The sequence below is a fragment of the Cyclobacteriaceae bacterium genome, assembly GCA_013141055.1.
Lineage (GTDB): Bacteria > Bacteroidota > Bacteroidia > Cytophagales > Cyclobacteriaceae > ELB16-189.
In genome coordinates, this window is the sequence record JABFRS010000002.1 from 1,203,179 (window position 1) to 1,224,988 (window position 21,810).

Below are 21,810 nucleotides of genomic sequence, written 5' to 3' on the forward strand. Positions count from 1 at the left end.
AAACAATATAAAAGAATCAGCGTATCAGCACCAGTCTGCCGCTCTTTGAAAACTCCTTCCCTTGTATCGAAGTTACGATCCTGAACAGGTAGATCCCCGGTGAAAGCAGGCTACCTGAATTATCAAGAGCACTCATGGATATTTCGTTTGTGCCAATGTTCATAACATTCAACGCCTCGGAACCAAAAGTTTTAACCAAAGTACCTGTTGCTGAATAAACATTCAATTGAAAATTGTCGGGCATCGAATTGCCAGAGAGTAATATTCTGAAGTTGAATTTATCAGAAGAGGGATTCGGATAAACTGACTGAAGCACAAAGGATACTTTGTCGGTGACAATAAAGGTTACTTCATAAGGCTCGCTTCCGCTTCTATTACCACTGGCATCTACTGCCTCTACCCTCAATGAATACTCACCTGCGGCAAGATTATTTGGATGGTATGCGATCTCGAAATCACTGGTTGCCGTTGCTGGTTTCCAGCTTACATCTGATTGCGAGAAGTTGATTCGTTTGTATGAACAATTCTGCAGTGCACATGGGGATTGCAGAAATAAATTAATACCCACTGTATCCTTCTTGAAAAGGAATTGATTCCTGTCAATGACTTTCGACAGGATTATCGGTGAAGAAGAAACAATGTCGCCATTGATCACCTGTCTTCCATCAATAGTGACTTCCAGTAGAGGAGAACGGGTATCCGCCTCCACTTTCAAATGACTGTACAAAGGCAGGAGGTTGTTGTCATAATACATTTCCGGCTGGACTTTGGGATTGACAAAGACAGTTACATCATTGAGTCCTGCCTTCCCGGATGTCTTTACAGCAACTGAGAACTTTGATGTATCTCCAGGGGCAGGAGGCTTAATGCGAAATGAGCTTTGCTGCGTCAATCGCTTTGCGCTTGAGAAGACAGAGACCTGTACCAGCAATGAATCCAGAAAATTCCTTGTAGAGATATTAGTGAATGCATATTGGGTTTTCCACTCCTGACCTTCCTGAACTATCTCCTGCTGCTTCGCTCCTTTATACAATAATATTCCCTCCGCCATTGGCTTATAGGTTACAAGCCATTTTTTTAATTGCAATGGAGTAAGATCCACAACATCGGTTGTCTTAAGAGTCAATCTTAAATAAGGATAGATCCTTGCATCAATATCCGCTAATGTAATGGAGCCAGCTGTTGTATTCTTAAGAATAGTTTCCTGTCCCGCCAGATTAATACCTTTTACCTCCACACTGTATTGATCGTTTGCTGTTGCTTCCGCTACACGTGACGTCAATTGCAACCATGCTTCCGCGGGACCGATCACAACAGATGATAGTGAGCCTTGTGTATAGCGACCTGTAATAGTTTTATTCACTATGACTTGCTGTGCGTTGGCAGGTGCCTGCGAAGGCCTGAAAATTCTTGCGCTTCCCGCAGGTGATCCTTTCTTTCCAAAAATGACAAAGGGCTCACCCGGCTGAACTCCATTCAATTGATTGGTGCCCACACCAAGAAAACTCAACTGTTGTTTGATGCCCGTCGTCCAGGATGCATAGCCCGCATCGCCAATAGAAAAAATCACAACCGAGTCGCTGGGATGAACATTGGACACCCACTGCGCAAGATCATCCTGATGTCCCGTCTCAAGTTCTGTTGCCAGAAAATTATTGATCATCTGCGGAGCGCGACCACATGCACGGGGATCAAAGAAATTGGCAAAGGGAATCCCGGCATACGCTGCTGTTGAACTTTTGTCGAACGCAATAAGATTAAGAGTATTGTTGCGGCAGTATTGCTCCTGAGTGGAAACATTAAGCTCTTCCTGATTGACTTTTAGAGATGTTTGTGAATACGGTGCAGCGTTGGCACTTCCCAATGCTCTGATCTCAACCGTTGACATTGTTTCAAGAAACTGATATCGCTTTGTTTGAGGATCGCTTGATAGGCCTACCAGCGCGTCTTCCGTAAACTGAGGGAATTTTAACTGTGACCATCCTTCAGGACTATTCTGAATAAAGATAAAAGATGAGTTCACCCACTCACGGCTTTCTCCGGTCTGGGGATTGCTGATTTTTGTTCTCCAGTAATACACCAGTGAATCTTCCGTTAATAAAGTCAAAGGCATTTTTGCAATCACTTTTCCTGAGATCACTTTGCGATTTAAATAGGGACTGTCGAAAGTAGCGGCAGTATCAATCTCAATGGCAAATGATCGTGTGTCTGCCTGTAGGTCTGTGTTCTGAAATGTCAGATTAACCGAACTTGTATTGACGATGGCATAGTTGGAAGGGAATAAGTTCTTTGTTCCATTCAATGGAATAAAATAGCCAACCGAAGTTGTGTTGTTGGTCTTATCAAGCTCAGGGATAAGATTGTTCGGATCGATGGTAATAGCAAAATTGTTACTACCGGATTCCGCTGTGCTTCCACCCTTCTTCACGACAAACCTCACTACATCGGTATAAAGAATGGGATCGACCTGGGAATTATAAACAACTACTGAATTATCACTCAGTGTTCTCGTCACGCGCACTTCAACCAAACCCGGTTGAGCCCTTCCGAAATTACGAACACGAATGTCAATAGCAAATGAATCAGAACGCGCGGTGACAGGATTTCCATCCATGGAAACAATTGAGACCGATCCGCTATTGATTTCATAATCCGGCTTACGCGCACCGAAGAGAGCAACGGCAGGATCTCCCAGCAACATCATCTGCTGAACCTGAGTGATGGAGGTAAGATCGGCACCTGCCTGAGAAAGATATCTCTTACCGGTTTCCTTCTGAACTTCTCCCACTCCTTTTCTTATGAATGTTGAATCACCAAAAGCAACTGAATAAAAAATATCAGAATACAGTCTTAATGTATTTGTGAATCCAAATGAGCTGTGGGCAATAAAAGACTTAGCTCCTTTGTTAGCAGTCAGCATCCAGTCTTCTCCGAAAGTAACACGGTTGTCAAAAAATCTTCCTGCGTTACATCCATTGATCAGAAATCCGGGATACTTTCCTGCATTGTTGTATCCTAATGTTGGATCGCTGACATATCCGATATCAATATCAATTGTTCCCGGACCCGAGTGACCAAAGAAAGTAATCAGGTCGAGACCTTTGTTTACCTGGTCTTTGACATTGATAAGCTCAACATTTAATGTTTGCTTCGAGATCGTTTCTATTTTCCCACCAAGATAAAATGATTCACCAATTGCTTTGAACCCATCAACATACTGCCGGAAAACTTCTGGCTCACCGGCATTAATACCTCCACTGAGATGCAGCAGGTCTTTTCTCCAGAGATCATTGAAGGGAAGACTTTCTGTTTCTTTTATCTTATTTAAGTAAGCAGCAACCTGTACCGGTGTGCTTGCTGTCAGTCTCCCGGTAGGCACTGCTGGTTCAAATGAAGTTCCATCCAGTCCGGCCGTAAAAGCCATGTCAGCTCCTGGCATACCTGCAGATGGTACAAGGTCACGAAGATCTGCAGGCAAGAATGAAGTCTTGCGATAGAATCCCTGAGAGACTTCCAGTCCTTTTCCGATGATGAATAAGAATTTAGGATCGCCACCACCCACCATGTACTTCATGAATTGATAGATCGCCCGCGGAGAAGTCTCACCATAATTAAACTGATTGTAAAGCTGATCCACAGGAACCGTGAGTGTATCATAACCTCCACCTGCAGAAGAGGCACGATACGCTGCATAACTTTGAACTGCATCCCCGTAACCGAGGGCTGGCTTCATCAATGAACGATTTGAAATGATGATGTAGTCATGTAATGAAGGAGAGAACGATCGGAAACTGACTTTGCGAAGCGTTGGAGAAAGTGTGGTTCCTGAAATGTATAGTTTCTTACCGGAAAGTGTAACGGCACTGGTACCACCGGAGATGGGAGTTGTACCAATCATGCTGACATTGTTCTTATCACTAATGTCCCAGATGCGTGCGCCTATTGGAGAATTTTGTATTTCAATGTATGATCTTTGAGATGCATTGGGAACAAGACTTATTGTTTTAGAGGAAACTCCATTGAAGTCAAAGCTCTGGGGAAAATTAACTTTTGCATACGATAGACTTAGCTGATCGCGTGATGTAGATGTCAACCGAACGCTTACAATCATCTTTCCATCGCTTCCGATATCCGACCAGTCGAGTAAAGAAGTAAGTTTTACTGTCTCATACCCGGCAAAACCTTGAGCGATCACCAGTCGTGAGCCGCCTGCATTAGGTCCGACATATACCTCCACCTGGTGACTAACATCATCACGACCTGCAAGAAGAAGTTCAAGCTGGGGTGTTCCTGACGGAGTTACACCTCTTACGATATTGTCGATAAGAAAGTCCCGCTGACCTGTACATCCTGAAAGATTCTTACAAATGTTCAATCCTGTCCAGCCCTCTCCCTGATCAAAGGCAGTGCTTTGTATTTCACCAAGGACTGTAAGGCCACCGGAGTATTCATTGGAATAAACCTGAAGACGTTCTTCGGTGTGATAGATTTCTACCGGTAAACTTGAACTATTGGTTTCTGAAAACAGAGACATGCGCTTTCCCTGTATCGGAAGAGAATTCCAGGTAAGGAAATAAGAAGTGGTATCACTGAATAAATTATAATATGGATGGGGTTGTAAGGAAGAAGGTTTATAAAGGTCGGCATCCAGAGTACCGTCATTTCTTCTGCCATAAAATTCTATGAAGTCGGCGGGATCAAAAGAAGCATCTGACTGCCCTTGAACAAAAATCGATTGTTCGTTGCCGCGGTGAAAGAGATTGATCTTCCTTGGATCTATACTTCCGATGGGAACACCCGCTGCCTGAAGATCAGCATAGGAAATTCTATATATACCGTCCTGAGAAACGGGTATTTTATAGTAGGATTGGGTGAAGTTGATCCATTCATTGGAAAACTGGGCTATGGCTGGCGAGGCGGCAATTGCCATCAGACATAATAATGTGTAAACCCGAATCTTTCCCTTCAAAGCCGTTTCCGTTAAAATCAGTCCAGTAAATAAGGTAAATACAGCAATTCGTAAGGATGTAAATGGCTTTTTTTGCCCGAAATCCAAGAAATATAAAAATAATGCAAAATATCCTCATAGTACTTGGCCATGCATAGTACTTTACCGTATAAGTCACAGGGGCCTTATTTTAAAGTGTATGTATGAATCTTGAAAACACACAGGTACAGATGAGGAAGGGCATATTGGAATATTGCATCCTTCACATCATTGCGCGGGGGGAAGTGTACGCCTCCGACATGTTGGAAGAACTGACCCTGGCACACATGATTGTGGTGGAAGGAACTCTTTATCCCCTTCTCACACGATTAAAGAATGCAGGATTGGTGGAATATAAATGGGTGGAGTCCAAATCGGGTCCGCCACGAAAATATTACAAGCTCACGGATACGGGATCTCACTTTCTGAAGGGACTTTCCGACACCTGGGATGAGTTGGTTCAATCAACGGACCAGATCACACAGAAATCAAAAGCAAGCGTTTAAAAATTAATCCAACACTCCTATCTTTTAGTAGAGATATGAAAAAGAACATCAGCATCAACATCAGCGGTATAATTTTCCACATAGAGGAAGACGGTTACGATACCCTGCGCAAATACCTGGACTCTGTTAATAAGTACTTCGCTTCGTTTGATGACAACAGCGAGATCCTATCTGACATTGAATCCAGAATTGCCGAGATATTTCTGTCCAAGCTCAACGATGGAAAACAGGTCATCACATCCGAAGATGTCAGCAGCCTTATTTCGACCATGGGTAGCGTGAGTGATTTCAAAGCAGCAGAAGAAACAGAATTCGCTGCCGGAGAACCTGCACGCGAAACAAAGCAGCAATCATCATCCTCAACAACATCAGCACCACGAAAACTCTTCCGTGATCAAAACAGAAAGATCCTGGGTGGTGTATGCGCCGGCTTAGGGCATTACTTCAGTGTTGATCCGGTATGGCCAAGATTACTGTTTGCACTATTGGTTGTCGGCACATCAGGGATCTTCCTACTGGTTTACATAGTATTATGGATTGTGTTGCCGATCTCTCACTTTGAAGATGAAGCATCCATCAAAAAGATGTATCGTGACCCCGACAAGAAAGTTGTGGGTGGTGTGGCAGCTGGTGTGGCAGCCTTCTTCAGCGCTGATATCGCGATCATCAGGCTCCTGTTTGTTATCGCAGCCATCTTTGGTGGAGTTGGTATCGTATTATACATAGTCCTCTGGATCGTGCTTCCAGAGGCTAAAACAATTACCGAAAAAATGAAAATGCAGGGCGAACCTGTGACGCTGTCCAACATTGAATCCACCGTTAAGAAAGGATTGAATGAAAAGGAAAGTGATGAAAGTATTCTGGCAAGGATCATTCTATTTCCATTCAGAGCCATCGCCCTTGTTTTGAATGCATTGGGGAAAGTATTAGGTCCGGTTTTAAGTCTTCTGATTGATATTCTTCGCGTTGCAATCGGATTATCTATCTCATTCACCGGATTATTGCTGATCCTATGCTTGCTGATGGCATTCGGAATATTGATCGGACTATTTCATGCACCGGATTGGAACTTCTTCTCCGATTGGGGTGGAAATACTCCTAACCTTCCGCTTGCAGCGATCCGCAATAGCTTTCCAACATTCTCCCTGATCTTTGGATTCCTGGCTACTTTCATTCCGGCACTGTTCCTGATGCTGATTGGTAATTCCATCATTGCCAAAAGACTGGTCTTCCGTGCTGCTGTTGGATGGTCATTGTTTGTGGTCTTCTTTGTAAGTCTTGCTGTGGTCAGCTTCAGTGTACCACAAATCATATATGGATTTAAAGAGAAGGGTGAGTTCAGGGAAGAGCTTACATTTAATATCCAGGGAAAAACTCCAGTCTTCAATATCAATGAAACAGGAATGGATGATTATAACGGGACTTCCCTTTCCTTCAAGGGCTATGATGGCAAAGAGATCAAGCTGATCGAAAGATTTAAGTCGCAGGGAGCATCAAGAAAAATCGCGATGGAAAATGCTCAGATGGTCGAATATCATGTAGCTCAGACCGACAGCATCATTGCGTTTGATTCGGATGTGACCTTTAAGAAAGATTCAAAGTTCCGTGTACAGCAACTCGATATCGATGTAATGATTCCTTACAATCAACCCTTTGTAGTGGATGCAAAGCTATGGCGAATGATTAACACGGATATCGTTGATGTACGTGATTATGATTTCTCGCTCAATGAGGATACACAAACCTGGAAGATGACTGACAAGGGTCTTGAATGTACAAGTTGTTCTATCGCTGTAACGGATCGCACTAACAAAGCTTCGGATCAGTTTGGATACAGCGATTTTAATTCCTTGGACCTCAAAGGAATTCTGAATGTAAGGATTGAAAAAGGTGAAAATTATGCAGTCGAATTAAAAGGACCAGAATCTGAAAAAAGGAGATATGAAATATATACCAACGGAGGGACACTGGTGGTCGACTATGATAATCACAGCAAAGTCTTCTGGAAGAAAAATTCCCAAAGTGACAATGAGATGAGGATCATTATTACCATGCCTGAACTTCACGACATCAGGATGCAGGGAGCCGGGAAATTGAAATTCAAGGGCTTTGACGAAAATGAAGTGGATATTCAGTTGAACGGGGCCATTGTCGGAGAGGGTGATCTGAATGCTGTTACTTTAAATGTTGATCTAAATGGAGCATCATCTCTGGAGTTATCAGGCAGTGGGAAATTTCTGGAGGCCGACATTGCCGGCGTTTCCGGTCTGCGTGCTTTTGGTTATGAGGTGAAACATTGCATTGTAGAAGCCCATGGAGCCTCCACTGCAAAAGTCAATGTAACGGAACGGTTAGAGATCAAGGAAGGAATTGTCAGCAGTGTTACGCATCGCGGAAATCCAGAAATCATAAAGAACTAAAATTGATGTTATGTGCCTGAGTTTGAACCCACACTCAGGCACTTCATTATCTTCAGCCGATCATATCTTTTCCTGGCTTAAAATCCCTCATTAGGCGTTAGAGTTTTTTTTCATTTAATGTGAATTCGTGCGTAGTGCTCGGTATTTTTTCAATCGCCCTTTAGCTTCAATGGATGATGTTGGCACTGTATAAACTACTGTATGGTGGGGGACTTTTATTGAGGACAAGCGCCTAAAGTATTCCTTTTACTTGCTTTTTTTTCCGCCAATCATGTATAAACAATTTATTTATCCGTCCACGAATGCCATTTTTGCACCGTGATGGATTGATGCGATGAGGATAAACTCTAATAACGAGGTACGATTTTTTTTAGCGGCGGGAGGATTGAATTCTTCGCCACCCGATGCTAACACTTGTTATGTTTTTTATAGAAAAAATTCGATTGAAATCTCCTGGAAAAATCTTTGTGGATGTTTAATCTATTCAGAGGAAGAAATTAGTAATTTCACCGTACCACCTGACCTTTCATGAAGTTTGTTTTTCTCTTCGCGATAGTACTTAGTTCGCTTACTGCGTTTTCTCAAAAACAAGGTTTGCGGGGTCAGGTATTCTGGGTGTCAGGGAATCAAATGCCGGGTCCTGAATCTGTCCTTTCTCCGAATCAGGGAACCACCCGGGAAATTGTGGTATATGAGTTGACGACCATAAAAGATGCAACTCAGATTGGCCCATTCTTCAGGGATATTAAAACAAAGTTCGTTGCAAGTATTCTATCTAAACCCGACGGCAGCTTCAAAATAAAGCTTGCGCCTGGCTCCTATTCTGTGTTTACGAAGGAAAAAAACGGCTTCTATGCCAACCTGTTTGACGACAAGAATAACATCAACCCTGTAGTGGTAAGGGAGAGTGAATATCCCTGGCTAACCATCACTATTGACTACGAGGCCACCTACTAGGCCATTTTTCGATAATTTCCGTATACCAAGCAACCTCTCCCCAGAGGTTTGCATCTTATTGGTGAAACAACTTTAATGCACTTCCAGATTTACAGCGCGCGCGAAAAGGAACTGATAGAAGGCTGCCGGAGAAACGAACGTTCTGCCCAGAAGAAGCTCTATGAGCAAATGGCAGGCAAAATGCTCTCTCTCTGCTGCCGCTACATCAAAGACAGGATGGAAGCTGAGGATGTACTTGTAACTTCTTTCACTAAAGTCTTTGATCGCATCGATCAGTTTAAAGGGGAAGGAAGCTTTGAAGGCTGGGTACGGAGGATTGTAGTGAACGAGTCTCTTTCCTATTTACGTAAGAATAAAAACATGTATCTGGAGACTGATCTTGCAGCTGCAGATCATGAACCCGATTACACCAGCCTCAGTACTCATCTGGAAACAGAAGATCTTCTCAAACTCATAGCCGGGCTGCCACCAGGATATCAGATTGTTTTCAACATGTATGCCATCGACGGATTCTCTCACAAAGAAATTGCGGATCACCTTGGCATCAATGAAAACACATCAAAGTCACAGTTGAGCAGAGCGAGAGGACACTTGCAGGCAAAGTTGATGGAATTGGAAAAAAGTACTCAACCCAAGCAAAAAGAAAAATGAACAAGCTTGATGAATTCTTCAAAGAAAAACTGATCGATCACTCTGTCACACCTTCGGCCGGAGCGTGGGACAAAGTCGAGGCAGGAATTTCAAAAAAAAATAACGGACTGATCTGGCTCCGATGGGCAGCCGTATTTCTCATCGGTGCTTTTCTGATCGGAATATTTATTGTCAGGAATGAGGATGCCACTGCTCCTGTATTAACAGAGAAAAAACAATCTCCGGAATCAGAAATGAATAAAGAGGTTCAGAAATCAAATCCTGATCAAACTCAGGAGCATGATCAGCAAACGATCAGTTCAAATTCAACATCAAAAAGAAAAAAGAAATCGACGAAGCAACCTCTTCCACCGATTCAACATCTTGATGTAAAGGAAGAACAGAGGGAAGTGGCACAGGTTAAAGAAGAAGAGAAAAGCATTGAATCAATTGACTTGACGGAAACAGAAGAAAGTAAATCCAAAGCAGTTGCAACAGTAGACTCAAGAAAATCAATTGTGCTAACCTATACGCTTCCTGAGATTGAACCAACACCAGAGCTAACACATAAAGAAATGATAGCCTCTGACAAAAAAGATAACTCTCTGAAGAAGGTTATGAAATTCGCCAAAGACATAAAAAATGGTGATGCTCCGCTGACCGGTTTCAGAGTAATGAAAGAAGATCTGTTTGCACTTGACTTAAAAAAGAAAAACACAGGTAAAAAGCAATAATAATATGAACAAGCAACTAAGAGCCGCAGTACTTATAACCACCTTCATTGGATATTTTTCCTCAGCAAATGCTCAACAGGACTCTGTGGTGATCCGTGTGGGCAAAGAGAGCAAGGTGATCTTCTCTATAAAGGATAAAAAAGATCTCGAGACACTGAAGCACTACAATTTTCAGGCACTGATGGATGACATGGTGCAGAAGCTGGAGAAAGGTGATAGCACGAAGTTGACCAAGTCTTCGGTAGAATATCTAAAAGACACCATTCCAACAACGACCGTATCCAACTCGAATTCGGAATGGATACGCGACCAGGACAACGATGAGGACAATTATAATTTCAGTCGCAATCATCGCCGCGAAAGAAAAAATCGTAAGACATATGGCTCGTTCAATATCGACGTAGGTATGAACAACTATCTTCAGGATGGAAAGTTCCCGGATGCAAGCAATCAACTTTATAGTGTGAAACCCTGGGGATCATGGTATGTAGGATTGAATTCCATCTGGCGCACAAGAATGGCGAAGAAACTTTTCCTGGAATGGGGCGGCGGCGTGAGCTGGTATAATTTCAAGTTCAACAATACCAAAACTGTTATCTCAAAAGACGACAATGGTGTTATCTTCTCAGAAGATCAGCGCGATGTGGACTTCCAGAAGAGCAAGCTTACAGCAGCCTATGTTAATATCTCCGCCGTACCGATGCTTGACTTTGGTGACAATTCAAAAAAATCAACATTCTTTGACGGAAACAATCACTTTAATTCTTTCAGGATCGGTGTTGGTCCGTATGCAGGATATCTTATCGACAGCTATACCAAGCAGATGTATTATGATAACGGTGACAAAAGAAGAGAACATCATCATGACAACTTATATCTGAACAATATTCGCTACGGACTTCGTCTTCAGATCGGGTTTCGTGATACTGATATCTTCTTCAACTATGATATGAATGAGTTGTTTACTGAGAATAAAGGTCCCAAGCTTCAGGCCTTCAGCTTTGGAATAACATTGTAAGTCTTAATTATCCTGAATGAATAAGCGGAGGGAATTCTACCTTCGCTTATTTTTTGTTACAACATCTCCTCCGGTCATGATCATCTCTCTTTCTCTTCCATGAAGTCTGAAGTGCTTGCAGAATGCTGAAGCGCTTGGCCATTGAAAAGCAATGACAATTGAAATAGCAAGAAAGAATGCAGTGAACATCATGCTGCTGGTAAGATAAAAAGCAAAGGCCATCATCAGCGAACCAGCACAATACATGACCATTTTCATGATGGTTAAAGAATAATAGCCATCCATTCTTTTAGCAAGTTCAATCTCTTTTTCAATCTTCTTCATTTTTACCGACCACAACCAGTGAACGGTCGTTAGGTCGATGAAGAAAATGACAAGCACAATCAAAAGGAGTGTTGCCTCCTGCTCCTGATCTGAAACCATTGGCACATTCTCAGGTAAAGTATAATACAAAAATATGAACACCATCAACGGCATCAGTAGGAGGATGAAGCCGATAGTATTAAGTTTGTAGAAGTATTCTTTGATAGAAAGAAATTTCATTTTGATATTCAGGTCTTAAAGATAATAGGAATAGTAGATGGAACCAGTTGTGAACCTAACGCGCAAAGAGCAGATTTTCCGCAAAGCGGCTGAACTTTTCCGTGAAAAGGGCTATGCTGCTTCTTCTATGCGTGATCTGGCTCAAAAACTGGGAATAGAGGCTGCCAGTCTTTATTCGCACATTAAATCAAAGGAAGAAATCCTTCAAAGCCTGTGCTTCGACATGGCTACCGAGTTCAGAAAGGCTCTTGACGAAGTTGAAAAACAGAAAGGGCCAGCCAGCGAAAAGCTTCGAAAAGGTATTACAGCCCACGTTGCCGTGATGGCCCGGGATCTTACTGCTTCCGCAGTTTTCATGAATGAGCATCGTCACCTGAGCCAACCTTACTTGCGTGAATTCCTGCTACTCAGGATCAATTATATCAATCGCTTTAAGGAGATTATCGAGGAAGGCATCGATTCCGGGGAATTCAAGGAAAATATTGATAAAAAACTTGCTGTCATGACACTGTTCTCATCCCTCAACTGGATGCCGCAGTGGTATGATCCAGAAAGTAATATTGTGCCTGAGAGCCTGGGCCAGCAATTATCCGATATGCTGGTAAACGGTCTTAAAAGGGTCAAGCCTTAAAATATCCGGCGATTCCGCCGTTTCATTCAATTACTCTCTGAAAGGCAACATTCCTCGTCCTTCTTTGTTATTTTTGCAAACGATTGTTAGGGAAGCTTCTGATTAAGATCAGCTGATTTTCCTCATCAAACGGCACAAAGCAAAACTGATCGATATGTACGGAGGAGGAAATACGTTTGAAGGTGTCAAAACTGACAGCGTTGCACTGGAGGATCCCATCAAGCTGGCAGAGTTTGAAGCGCGCATTGCCCGTGGAGAAAAGATTGAACCTACTGACTGGATGCCTCAACTTTACCGCAAGCAGTTGATTCGTATGATCGAACAGCACGGACATAGCGAGATCATTGGAGCATTACCGGAAGGAACATGGATTACAAGAGCTCCTGGATTTAAGAGAAAGATGGCTTTGATGGCCAAAGTTCAGGATGAAGTGGGCCATGCTCAGCTTTTATACAGTGCTGCTGAAACGCTCGGTAAGTCGCGAGAGCAAATGATCGATGATCTGATCACAGGCAAATCAAAATATTCAAACATCTTCAACTACCCTACATTCACATGGGCTGATTGTTGTTTTATCTCATGGCTTGTTGATGCTGGTGCCATTGTTAATCAATTGGCGAATGCCAAGGGAAGTTATGGACCATATTGCAGGGCACTCGATAGAATTTGTGCAGAAGAATCTTTCCACCTGAAATATGGACATCATTGCGTGATCTATCTCGCATCCGGCACAACGAAGCAGCGAGAAATGTTCCAGGAAGCATTAAACAGATGGTGGCCTCCGATGATGCATTTTTTTGGTCCTTCCGATAAAATATCAACTCACACAGAAGTACTCATGCGCTGGAAAGTGAAAATGGGAACCAATGATGAGATGAGAAATCAGTTTCTGGATATGTATGTTCCAAAGATCTGGGAACTCGGCTTTGTGATACCAGATCCTAAGCTTAAGAAAAATGCTGATGGGAAATGGGAATACACTGAACCGGATTGGGAAGAGTTTAAAAGAGTCATCAACGGAGATGGTCCTTGCAATAAAGAGCGATTGGAAGTAAGAAGAATCGCGGAAGAGCGTGGTCGTTGGGTACGTAAAGCACTCACTACATCGAAGACTGCTTATGTAATGCCGCTTGCGTGATATGAAATCACTTGATCCACGTGTACTGCGTCTGCCATTGATAGGAGAACCGGGCGTCATTAAGCCGAAAGTTCCGCTGGATCAATTCGGGTCTTTTGAAGTCTTTGTTCAACCCAAAGACGGAAAGCCGTTTCAGCATGAGGGAGCCATCCATTCACCCAATCTTGAGCTTGCTTATATTCTTGCCAAAGAAACATTTACAAGGCGATTCACCTGTGTCTCTCTTTATGTCGTTGACACCCGTGATGTTTTTGTGTCACCCCTTACCGATGCAAATAGAAATGTCTATGATTTGATTCAGGATGTGAGATCATCAGGAACAAAGGAGTCGTTTGAAATCTATCATCTTACAAAGAGAGGAAAGCAGCACGTTCATGCTGGCACGGTAGAGGCAGGCTCAGCAGAGGAAGCAATGAGTGTTGCAAAACAGACCCTGAATTCAAAAGTGATCTATAATGTATGGGCAATTCGGTCTTCAACAATAAGATTTACAGAACCTGAAGATATGGATCTCTGGACTACCCTACCCGAAAAACGCTTTCGCGACGCTGGCGATTATAAAGGTGGAGAAAAACTGAAAGTGTTTTTAGAGAAACAAAAGTAGAGTCATGAACTGGAGAGTATATCAGAGAATATTGGAGGTCTCTGCAGTTGTCTTAATGATGGCTGGGGTTTTTCTGATGTGGAACCGGATGGATACAGAGCATTATCTTATTTACGGAGGATTTATTTTGCTTGCTACAGGAAAACTTACGGAGGCCATGAATGTTTATGATCCTGGATTCAAGATCATTAAGATCGTTGCATGTCTTTGCATCTATGCTCTGGTCCTGCTGAACTTATTCTATAATGTCAGATCTATCATTTATATCGTCATTCCCCTTGGGATCTATTATGCTCTGCATTATCGCCTGATGTTTCAACAAAAGAAACTATGAACGAACTCGCTCTCAAAGAATTACTTTATAAAATGGCCGATGACCTTCTGATCCTCGGACATCGGAATTCCGAGTGGACTGGCATGGGACCTTTGCTGGAGGAAGACATTGCCTTTTCATCGATGGCGCAGGACAAAGTCGGACAGAGTCTTGCCCTCTATACAATTCTTCACCAGTTGGGAGAACAAAATCCCGACACGGTTGCTTTCACTAGAAATGCCAATCAGTTTCATAATTGCACTTTCGTGGAATTGCCCAATCAGGAATACGATTTTAGTCTTGTACGCCATTTTTTGTTTGATACCGCAGACAGCTTGCGTTGGGAAATGCTTACACGTTCGTCGTATGAGCCTCTTTCACAACTGGCAGGAAAGATAAGAGGCGAGCTTCGCTATCACACTCTACATGCAAATACCTGGATGAAACAGTTGGGATCTGCTACTGAAGAGAGTATTTCAAGAATGCAGTCATCATTAATAGAGGCGATGCCGTATGCCCTTGGAATCTTTGAAGAATCTCCTTTTGAAAAGGATCTTATCGCCAATGGAATTTTCGCAGGAGAGAAAGCGTTGGCAGATCAATGGAAAGTTAAAATTCAGGAAGTACTCTTACAAACTCAGTTACAGCTTCCCGATCTGAAAATAATTATCCCATCCTTTGGTGGAAGGTCGGGGAAACACACTGAACACCTTCAGCCTATGTTGGAAGAAATGAGTGAAGTATTTCGCATTGATCCCACTGCAGAATGGTAAATTTGACACAATGAAAAAGACTATCAACGAACTTCAGGAAATTGTCATCGCCTATTCTGAACGCTTTACCCGAATATCAGAAAGTGATTTTGTGAATAGGCCTGCGCCGGAAAAGTGGAGCAAGAAAGAGGTAGTCGGGCACTTAATTGATTCAGCACAAAGCAACCTCAGAAGATTTGTGGTTGCCCAATACGAGGCTAATCCTAAAATAACTTACGATCAGAATTTCTGGGTAACGTCCAATGATTACCAGCATCAACCTTCAACTGACGTTATACAACTGTGGAAATTACTTAACCTGCAGATCTGTGCCGTTCTGAAATCAATGTCGGTAGAAAATTATACGCGCACCGCGGATACAGGAAAACAATCCGTCCAGTTACACACATTGGAGTGGCTTGCTGAAGACTATGTGAAACATCTTAAGCATCATATCAATCAGATCATACCGGCATCGTTTAACATCACTTATCCATGAGTTTGTCAACCACTAAATTGACAACTGATGTAATTTATTCCTGGCTGGAGGAAGTCAAAGATCCTGAGATCCCCGTCCTTTCATTGGTGGATCTTGGTGTAATCACAAGTGTAAGCATTGACAATGATTCAGTTCATATTGAAATGACACCCACTTTTGTTGGTTGCCCGGCAATGGATTATATGAAAACAGAAATCCTTGCCGTAATGGAAAAGCATGGAACCACAGACGTAACGGTTGATATAAATTTCAGGAATGCCTGGAGCTCCGATAAGATCACTGAAAAGGGAAAAGAAGCTCTGAAAAAATTTGGCTTTGCCCCTCCTCCGTCCACCAGGGAAATTATTTACGACCTGGATATTCTGGAACATGCCATTTGTCCGAGATGCAATGGAACTCATACCGAGATGAAATCCCCTTTTGGTCCAACACTTTGCCGATCACTACACTATTGTTTTGATTGCAGAGAAGCTTTCGAGCAGTTCAAACCCATCTGAGCATTATTTTAAGTTATGAATTCTGAGTTATGAGTTATAAATTCATGGCTCTTAGTTCATGAATAAATCACGTTCGTATGGTAAAAAAGATCTTCAAGTATTTCTTTCTTCTGATTGGATGCCTGCTGCTGGTAGGTATAATCTATGCATCGGTAACGTTTCTACCGATCATGTCGGGAATGGCTGCGAAGACTATGTGTTCCTGTGTGTTTGTATTGGATCGCACTCCAGAGAGTGTCATTGAGAAAGAGTTCGCAGTATTTCCAGGGATGAACAAGGCGAAGATCGAATTCATTGATTCCTCTGCCGTCACGGCAAAAATATTGTGGTCAACGAGCAAAGCTGTTTATAGACCAGGATTGGGATGCACACTCCTGGCGGAACGCCCTGAATCAGAAGTGATGAATCAGGAATTCAATCTGATAGAACCAGATTCTGTAAATCAGGACTCAATCCCCTGGCCTTCCGGAAATATTAAAAAGGATACAGTAATTGCTGCGATTGAAGTGGCCATTGATAAAGCCTTTGCTGAAACAGATCCTGAAAAGCCAAAAAATACGTTAGCCGTTATCGTTTTATATGATGGACAAATTATAGGCGAGCGATACGCTTCTGGCTTCGACAAAAATTCCAGATTCATGGGTTGGTCCATGACAAAGAGCTTAACCAATGCACTGCTTGGAACATTAATCAGGGAAAATAAATTAAGCCTTGATCAGCCAGCCCCGGTTGCTGAATGGCAAAATGATGAACGAAAAGTCATTACCATTAAAAATCTAATGCAGGGAAGCAGTGGACTGGAGTGGAATGAATCTTATTTTCTCCCCGGAGATTTTCACAATATGTTCATGCACAGCGACGATAAAGGTGGATATGCGGCATCGAAAAAAGCAGAACATAAACCCGATGAATTCTGGGAATACTCAAGCGGAACTTCCAATATTCTTTCAAAGATCATAAGAGAAACGGTGGGCGACAGCCTGTATCATCGCTATCCGTATGAAAAGTTCTTTCGTAAGATAGGAATGAATCATGCACTTCTGGAGCCTGACGCTTCCGGTACATTTGTAGGATCATCGTATGGATATGCAAGTGCCAGAGATTGGGCAAGATTCGGGCTTCTTTTCCTCAATGATGGAATGTGGAATGGTGAACGCATTCTTCCTGAAGGCTGGTCAAAGTTTACATCAACTCCTGCACCCGCTTCTCCGATTGGTCAGTATGGAGGCATGTTCTGGTTAAATGCTGGTGCCAAGGGAGATCCATCAAAGAGTTATCATCCCGGACTTCCCCAGGATGAATATGGTGCAGAAGGTTTTGAAGATGAGTATGTGTGGATCATTCCATCGAAGAAACTTGTAATTGTACGATTGGGTGTAAGCCATCATGGATCTGGTACGCTAGAGTTCGCGAAAAGTGTGATTGAGGCCGTTGGGAAATAGAAGAATCAGAATTGGGCATTTTCAGGTTTAAACAGTTTGAGGTTTGTGATGACCGTGCGACGATGAAGGTTGGAACGGACGCTGTGTTGATTGGAGCATGGGCAAATGTTGACAACGCCAAGTCCATACTTGATATCGGCACGGGTTCAGGAGTGATTGCATTGATGATGGCACAACGAAGTGCGTCCGATACAAGAATAGATGCTGTGGAGTTGCAGAAAGAAGATGCGGAGCAAGCCAGTGAAAATGTTTCAAGTTCACCGTGGTCAGAAAAGGTAAAAGTCTTTCATAGAGACATTCTGGAGTTTCGACCTGATAAGAAATACGATCTCATTGTTTGTAACCCACCTTTCTTTACAAAAAGCCTATTGCCACCGGATACCTCAAGAAGAGATGTGAGGCATGACGATCAACTTAATTTTAATCAATTGATTGAATCTGTGATCCGAATGATCTCACCAAATGGAAATTTTAATGTCATTCTTCCCACCAAGGAGGCTGAGATACTTAATCAAAAAGCAAGTCAGAACCGATTGCATCTTAACAAGCTTACTGATTTCTTTTCAAGAAATGATAAACCACAGGAACGATCCCTTATGGAGTTTGGGATGAGCTTAAGACAGCAAAAAACAGACTCATTAACACTTTACAAATCTGGAATGGTGTGGTCAGAAGAATACCGTGCCTTAACATCAGAATTTTATCTCCAATCCTAGATCTACCCACTAATGTGGTATTAGTAAGTGTTAAGATTTACTGCTCATATTGGGCAATGCTATTATTTCTATTTGATAATCAGGCTATTAAAACTAAATAATGCATGTTTAAACATATGTTTCTGAATCTTCACTAGGTTTGTGGTATCAAAAATCAAACACAACTATGAAAAAAATTAATGCACTTTTCGCCCTCATTTTGATGGCTGGAGCGGTATCCGCTCAGACTACCTGGAACATCGATAAAGTACACTCGAGCATTGGATTCAGTGTTACGCACATGGTTGTTTCTGAAGCTTCCGGAAACTTCAAGGACTTCTCTGCAAAGGTTGTGAGCAAGACTGCTGACTTCGATGGTGCAGAAGTAAATTTTACAGCAAAAGCTGCTTCAATCAATACAGAAAATGAAAGACGCGATGGACATTTGAAATCAGCTGATTTTCTAGACGCTGAAAAATTCCCTGAAATCACTTTCAAAGGAAATCTGGTAAAGGCTGGTGGCAAATACCAGTTGAAAGGTCAGTTCACCATGAAAGGTGTAACAAAGGATGTTGCGTTTGACGTAACATACGGTGGTACAATCGACACAGGTCGTGGTGTAAAGGCAGGTTTCAAGTTGACTGGCAAGATCAACCGTCAGGATTACGGTGTGAAGTTCGCAAGCAAACTTCAGGATGGAAGCGCAGTATTAGGTGATGATGTTGAAATCACTTGTAAGATCGAATTGGATAAAGAACAAGCTCCTGCAGCTGAGAAGAAATAAAGAAAATGGGGAGCCTTCAAGCTCCCCTTCTTTTTTCATATGAAAATTGAAGAAGAGATCAAGCAAACAACTTTCAGGAATGCCTATCAAAAGGCAGCTCTTAATATCATTTATTCCGGCAACTGGCTATTAAGCAAGCAACAGGAATTTTTTAAACCTTTCGGGATCACCTCATCCCAGTTTAATATTCTCCGGATTCTTCGCGGACAGCATCCCCATAAAATTTCTGGAGTAGAAATCAAATCAAGAATGCTTGATAGAAATTCAGATATTCCAAGATTACTGGATCGTCTGATCAGGAAAAATCTTATTTCAAAATCACAATGTCCCAATGATAAACGTGCCGCAGATGTGATGATCACGGCAAAGGGATTAGAAATACTTGAACTCATTGATACGCAAATCCACGAATCTGAGAAAACACTTCTTAAGCTTACAAAAGAAGAAGCCACACAATTAAGCAATCTGCTGGATAAGTGCCGCGACTAGAATAAGATTGAAGATTAAGTAAAGATGATTTGTTAGCTTCGACTTATGAAGCACATCCTTGCCCTCGCTATTTTCAGCATTATCAGCATCCATTCATTTTCCCAGACTCAAATCAATCCTGATGAGATCGATATCGTAAGAGACCAATGGGGAGTGCCGCACATATTTTCTAAAAAGGATAACGGCGTAGCGTACGGTTTAGCGTGGGCCCATTCGGAAGATGATTTTGAGACGATTCAAAAAGGATTTCTGGCAAGTAAAGGAATGCTGGGACAGTATGCAGGTAAATCTGGTGCCACGGTAGACTATATTATTCAATTCCTGCGTTGTCGCGAAATCGTAGATCAGCGATATGAAGGCGACATCTCTCAACAATACAAAGAGATCTTACAAAGCTATTGCGATGGAATTAATGCTTATGCAACAAAGCATCCAAAGGAAGTTCTTCTGAAGAGATTATTTCCTGTCTCGCCCGAAGACATGCTCACCTATTCTGTGTTGCAATTGGCGATCTCAGCTGGTGCAGACGAAGCCTTGACAAGAATTAATAACAGTACAATTCCCTCAGGTTTAAAGCCAGGCGGATCCAATGCATACGCATTCAACTCCAGAATTACCTCCGATGGAAATACCTATCTGGCAATCAACTCTCATCAACCGTTGGAAGGACCTGTTGCATGGTATGAAGCTCATCTATGCAGCGAAGAAGGGTGGAATATACTAGGCGCTTTATTTCCAGGAGCACCAAGCATTCTCCATGGATGCAATGAAAATCTTGGCTGGGCCCACACAGTTAACTATCCCGACAAACTGGATGTTTATGAGCTTGAGATAAATCCTCTCAATAAAAATCAATACAAGATTGATGGGGAATGGAAAGATCTTGAGAAAAAAGTAGTGAGACTAAAAGTCAAAGTCGCAGGAATTCAGCTTTCGGTCAAGAGAGATGCTTTTAACAGCATTTATGGTCCGGTGATGATTTCAGCAAAAGGAGCATTCGCTGTCAGAACCGGAGCATTAATGGAAATACGTGGCCTTGAGCAATGGTACAGAATGAATAAGGCAAAGAATTTTACAGAATTCAAAAAAGTTATTTCGATGACAGCGATTTCAGGATACAACATTGTGTATGCCGATCGGTATGACACCATCTATTATTTGAGCAATGGAAGAATTCCTATCCGTGATAAAAAATTCACATGGACTACCACCCTGCCTGGCAACACAACAGAAACTCTTTGGAAAGATTTTCATCCGATAAATGATCTGCCTCAGATTCTTCAGCCGTCTTCTGGTTATCTCTTCAACAGCAACCACTCTCCTTTCAATGCAACCTCGGCAAACGACAACATCAAAAACACTGACTATGATGCTACGATGGGTTATGAAACCAATGACAATAACCGAAGTGAACGTTTTATGGAATTGATGAAATCATATTCCAAAGTAAGTTATGATGATTTTAAACGCATTAAATATGACTTTCAGCTTCCTCAGAAATTAAGATATCAGACTTCCTGTGACACATTGTTCTTATTAAAAGAATCAGAATACCCATCTCTTGCACGCACTATTCACCAACTCAATAACTGGGATCGAAAAGCTACTGTTGACAGCAAAGGCGCTGCAATCTTCGCCATCATATACTACAAAGTTGTTGAAGAGCAATCAAACGGAGCCGCTTACCGTGTTTTGACAAAAGCAAAATGCGTTGAATTGATCGCCTACGCCAGACAATATATGCTTAGCAATTTCAAAGCTGAAGAAAGCACGTTAGGTCAATATCAAAAGCTTGTTCGCGGTGATAAAAATATTCCATTGGCAGGACTTCCCGATGTGATCGCTGCAATGAGATCAGGAGAGCATAAAAACGGAATGGTGAAGGGTGAACAGGGAGAATCCTACATCGAACTGGTAAAGTTCACCAAAGATGGACCAGAGATCGAAACCATTAATTGTTATGGAGCATCCAATGTTCCAGGCAACCCACACTTTGATGATCAGATGACATTATTCACTCAGCAGAAGACCAAGAAAATGACATTGAAAAAGGAGGAAGTTTATAAGAGTGCAAAGAAAGTTTATCATCCTAAATAGAAGGAAAGCCACATAAAAAAACCCATCCCGATTTCTCAGGATGGGCAACTCTAAGTTTTGCAAGCAGAGAGTTA

Annotated in this window: 20 protein-coding genes; 18 read left to right on the plus strand and 2 right to left on the minus strand. The window is 42.3% G+C overall.

The genetic code is table 11. The annotated features are described in order from the left end of the window. Positions 1-16: 16 nt before the first annotated feature. Entirely contained in the window at positions 17-4,969 is a 4,953-nt protein-coding gene (locus tag HOP08_20000; GenBank protein NOT77213.1) for a hypothetical protein, read from the minus strand. 182 nt (positions 4,970-5,151) lie between these two features. Here HOP08_20000 and HOP08_20005 point away from each other — a divergent pair, with 182 nt between their 5' ends. The 6 genes from HOP08_20005 to HOP08_20030 all read left to right on the plus strand — a co-directional run bounded on the left by HOP08_20005 (position 5,152) and on the right by HOP08_20030 (position 11,252). Continuing rightward, positions 5,152-5,493 (plus strand): PadR family transcriptional regulator, encoded by a 342-nt coding sequence (locus HOP08_20005; GenBank protein ID NOT77214.1) that lies wholly within the window; start codon positions 5,152-5,154, stop codon positions 5,491-5,493. 35 nt (positions 5,494-5,528) lie between these two features. Next, entirely contained in the window at positions 5,529-7,913 is a 2,385-nt protein-coding gene (locus HOP08_20010) for a PspC domain-containing protein (protein NOT77215.1), read from the plus strand. Between the two features lie 528 nt (positions 7,914-8,441). Beyond that, complete coding sequence (locus HOP08_20015; GenBank protein ID NOT77216.1) at positions 8,442-8,870, plus strand: carboxypeptidase regulatory-like domain-containing protein; 429 nt, start codon at positions 8,442-8,444, stop codon at positions 8,868-8,870. Between the two features lie 75 nt (positions 8,871-8,945). Next, positions 8,946-9,521, plus strand: coding sequence for a sigma-70 family RNA polymerase sigma factor (locus HOP08_20020; protein ID NOT77217.1), 576 nt, complete (start codon positions 8,946-8,948; stop codon positions 9,519-9,521). Beyond that, the gene (locus tag HOP08_20025) at positions 9,518-10,234 is read left to right on the plus strand and encodes a hypothetical protein (protein ID NOT77218.1); all 717 of its coding nucleotides are present in this window, start codon (positions 9,518-9,520) and stop codon (positions 10,232-10,234) included. The genes HOP08_20020 and HOP08_20025 overlap by 4 nt, the downstream gene beginning before the upstream one ends. Positions 10,235-10,238: 4 nt before the next feature. Then, positions 10,239-11,252 (plus strand): hypothetical protein, encoded by a 1,014-nt coding sequence (locus HOP08_20030; GenBank protein ID NOT77219.1) that lies wholly within the window; start codon positions 10,239-10,241, stop codon positions 11,250-11,252. 36 nt (positions 11,253-11,288) lie between these two features. On the opposite strand, the gene HOP08_20035 is transcribed toward HOP08_20030, so the two are convergent. After that, a complete protein-coding gene (locus HOP08_20035) occupies positions 11,289-11,795 on the minus strand; it encodes a hypothetical protein (GenBank protein ID NOT77220.1) in 507 nt (168 codons plus the stop codon). Positions 11,796-11,832: 37 nt separating this feature from the next. On the opposite strand from HOP08_20035, the gene HOP08_20040 reads away from it, so the two are divergent. The 12 genes from HOP08_20040 (at position 11,833) to HOP08_20095 (ending at position 21,736) form a co-directional block, all read left to right on the plus strand. Next, on the plus strand, positions 11,833-12,426 hold the full coding sequence (locus HOP08_20040; protein NOT77221.1) for a TetR/AcrR family transcriptional regulator: 594 nt from the start codon (positions 11,833-11,835) through the stop codon (positions 12,424-12,426). A gap of 154 nt (positions 12,427-12,580) precedes the next feature. Then, on the plus strand, positions 12,581-13,564 hold the full coding sequence (gene paaA, locus HOP08_20045) for a 1,2-phenylacetyl-CoA epoxidase subunit A (GenBank protein NOT77222.1): 984 nt from the start codon (positions 12,581-12,583) through the stop codon (positions 13,562-13,564). Position 13,565: 1 nt separating this feature from the next. Further along, positions 13,566-14,168 (plus strand): phenylacetic acid degradation b, encoded by a 603-nt coding sequence (locus tag HOP08_20050; protein ID NOT77223.1) that lies wholly within the window; start codon positions 13,566-13,568, stop codon positions 14,166-14,168. 4 nt (positions 14,169-14,172) lie between these two features. Beyond that, positions 14,173-14,502, plus strand: coding sequence for a hypothetical protein (locus HOP08_20055; GenBank protein ID NOT77224.1), 330 nt, complete (start codon positions 14,173-14,175; stop codon positions 14,500-14,502). Continuing rightward, on the plus strand, positions 14,499-15,254 hold the full coding sequence (gene paaC, locus HOP08_20060; protein ID NOT77225.1) for a phenylacetate-CoA oxygenase subunit PaaC: 756 nt from the start codon (positions 14,499-14,501) through the stop codon (positions 15,252-15,254). Before HOP08_20055 ends, paaC begins: the two co-directional genes overlap by 4 nt. A 10-nt stretch (positions 15,255-15,264) precedes the next feature. Continuing rightward, positions 15,265-15,732 (plus strand): DinB family protein, encoded by a 468-nt coding sequence (locus HOP08_20065; protein NOT77226.1) that lies wholly within the window; start codon positions 15,265-15,267, stop codon positions 15,730-15,732. Beyond that, a complete protein-coding gene (gene paaJ, locus HOP08_20070; protein ID NOT77227.1) occupies positions 15,729-16,229 on the plus strand; it encodes a phenylacetate-CoA oxygenase subunit PaaJ in 501 nt (166 codons plus the stop codon). The genes HOP08_20065 and paaJ overlap by 4 nt, the downstream gene beginning before the upstream one ends. Positions 16,230-16,306: 77 nt before the next feature. Further along, complete coding sequence (locus HOP08_20075; GenBank protein ID NOT77228.1) at positions 16,307-17,671, plus strand: serine hydrolase; 1,365 nt, start codon at positions 16,307-16,309, stop codon at positions 17,669-17,671. 62 nt (positions 17,672-17,733) lie between these two features. Next, entirely contained in the window at positions 17,734-18,387 is a 654-nt protein-coding gene (locus HOP08_20080; GenBank protein ID NOT77229.1) for a methyltransferase, read from the plus strand. Between the two features lie 166 nt (positions 18,388-18,553). Then, entirely contained in the window at positions 18,554-19,150 is a 597-nt protein-coding gene (locus tag HOP08_20085) for a YceI family protein (GenBank protein NOT77230.1), read from the plus strand. Between the two features lie 39 nt (positions 19,151-19,189). Beyond that, positions 19,190-19,639, plus strand: coding sequence for a MarR family transcriptional regulator (locus HOP08_20090; protein ID NOT77231.1), 450 nt, complete (start codon positions 19,190-19,192; stop codon positions 19,637-19,639). Between the two features lie 45 nt (positions 19,640-19,684). Then, positions 19,685-21,736 (plus strand): acylase, encoded by a 2,052-nt coding sequence (locus HOP08_20095; GenBank protein NOT77232.1) that lies wholly within the window; start codon positions 19,685-19,687, stop codon positions 21,734-21,736. The last annotated feature ends 74 nt before the right edge of the window (positions 21,737-21,810 follow it).

What these genes read in the sequence shown, in the direction of transcription:
- HOP08_20020 (NOT77217.1), top strand. Translation starts at nt 8,946, where the DNA reads ATGCACTTCCAGATTTACAGCGCGCGCGAAAAGGAACTGATAGAAGGC.
- HOP08_20010 (NOT77215.1), top strand. Translation starts at nt 5,529, where the DNA reads ATGAAAAAGAACATCAGCATCAACATCAGCGGTATAATTTTCCACATA.
- HOP08_20050 (NOT77223.1), top strand. Translation starts at nt 13,566, where the DNA reads ATGAAATCACTTGATCCACGTGTACTGCGTCTGCCATTGATAGGAGAA.
- HOP08_20085 (NOT77230.1), top strand. Translation starts at nt 18,554, where the DNA reads ATGAAAAAAATTAATGCACTTTTCGCCCTCATTTTGATGGCTGGAGCG.
- paaC (NOT77225.1), top strand. Translation starts at nt 14,499, where the DNA reads ATGAACGAACTCGCTCTCAAAGAATTACTTTATAAAATGGCCGATGAC.
- HOP08_20080 (NOT77229.1), top strand. Translation starts at nt 17,734, where the DNA reads ATGAAGGTTGGAACGGACGCTGTGTTGATTGGAGCATGGGCAAATGTT.
- HOP08_20030 (NOT77219.1), top strand. Translation starts at nt 10,239, where the DNA reads ATGAACAAGCAACTAAGAGCCGCAGTACTTATAACCACCTTCATTGGA.
- HOP08_20065 (NOT77226.1), top strand. Translation starts at nt 15,265, where the DNA reads ATGAAAAAGACTATCAACGAACTTCAGGAAATTGTCATCGCCTATTCT.
- HOP08_20040 (NOT77221.1), top strand. Translation starts at nt 11,833, where the DNA reads ATGGAACCAGTTGTGAACCTAACGCGCAAAGAGCAGATTTTCCGCAAA.
- HOP08_20015 (NOT77216.1), top strand. Translation starts at nt 8,442, where the DNA reads ATGAAGTTTGTTTTTCTCTTCGCGATAGTACTTAGTTCGCTTACTGCG.
- paaJ (NOT77227.1), top strand. Translation starts at nt 15,729, where the DNA reads ATGAGTTTGTCAACCACTAAATTGACAACTGATGTAATTTATTCCTGG.
- HOP08_20090 (NOT77231.1), top strand. Translation starts at nt 19,190, where the DNA reads ATGAAAATTGAAGAAGAGATCAAGCAAACAACTTTCAGGAATGCCTAT.
- HOP08_20035 (NOT77220.1), bottom strand. Translation starts at nt 11,795, where the DNA reads ATGAAATTTCTTTCTATCAAAGAATACTTCTACAAACTTAATACTATC.
- HOP08_20095 (NOT77232.1), top strand. Translation starts at nt 19,685, where the DNA reads ATGAAGCACATCCTTGCCCTCGCTATTTTCAGCATTATCAGCATCCAT.
- HOP08_20025 (NOT77218.1), top strand. Translation starts at nt 9,518, where the DNA reads ATGAACAAGCTTGATGAATTCTTCAAAGAAAAACTGATCGATCACTCT.
- HOP08_20055 (NOT77224.1), top strand. Translation starts at nt 14,173, where the DNA reads ATGAACTGGAGAGTATATCAGAGAATATTGGAGGTCTCTGCAGTTGTC.
- HOP08_20075 (NOT77228.1), top strand. Translation starts at nt 16,307, where the DNA reads ATGGTAAAAAAGATCTTCAAGTATTTCTTTCTTCTGATTGGATGCCTG.
- HOP08_20005 (NOT77214.1), top strand. Translation starts at nt 5,152, where the DNA reads ATGAATCTTGAAAACACACAGGTACAGATGAGGAAGGGCATATTGGAA.
- paaA (NOT77222.1), top strand. Translation starts at nt 12,581, where the DNA reads ATGTACGGAGGAGGAAATACGTTTGAAGGTGTCAAAACTGACAGCGTT.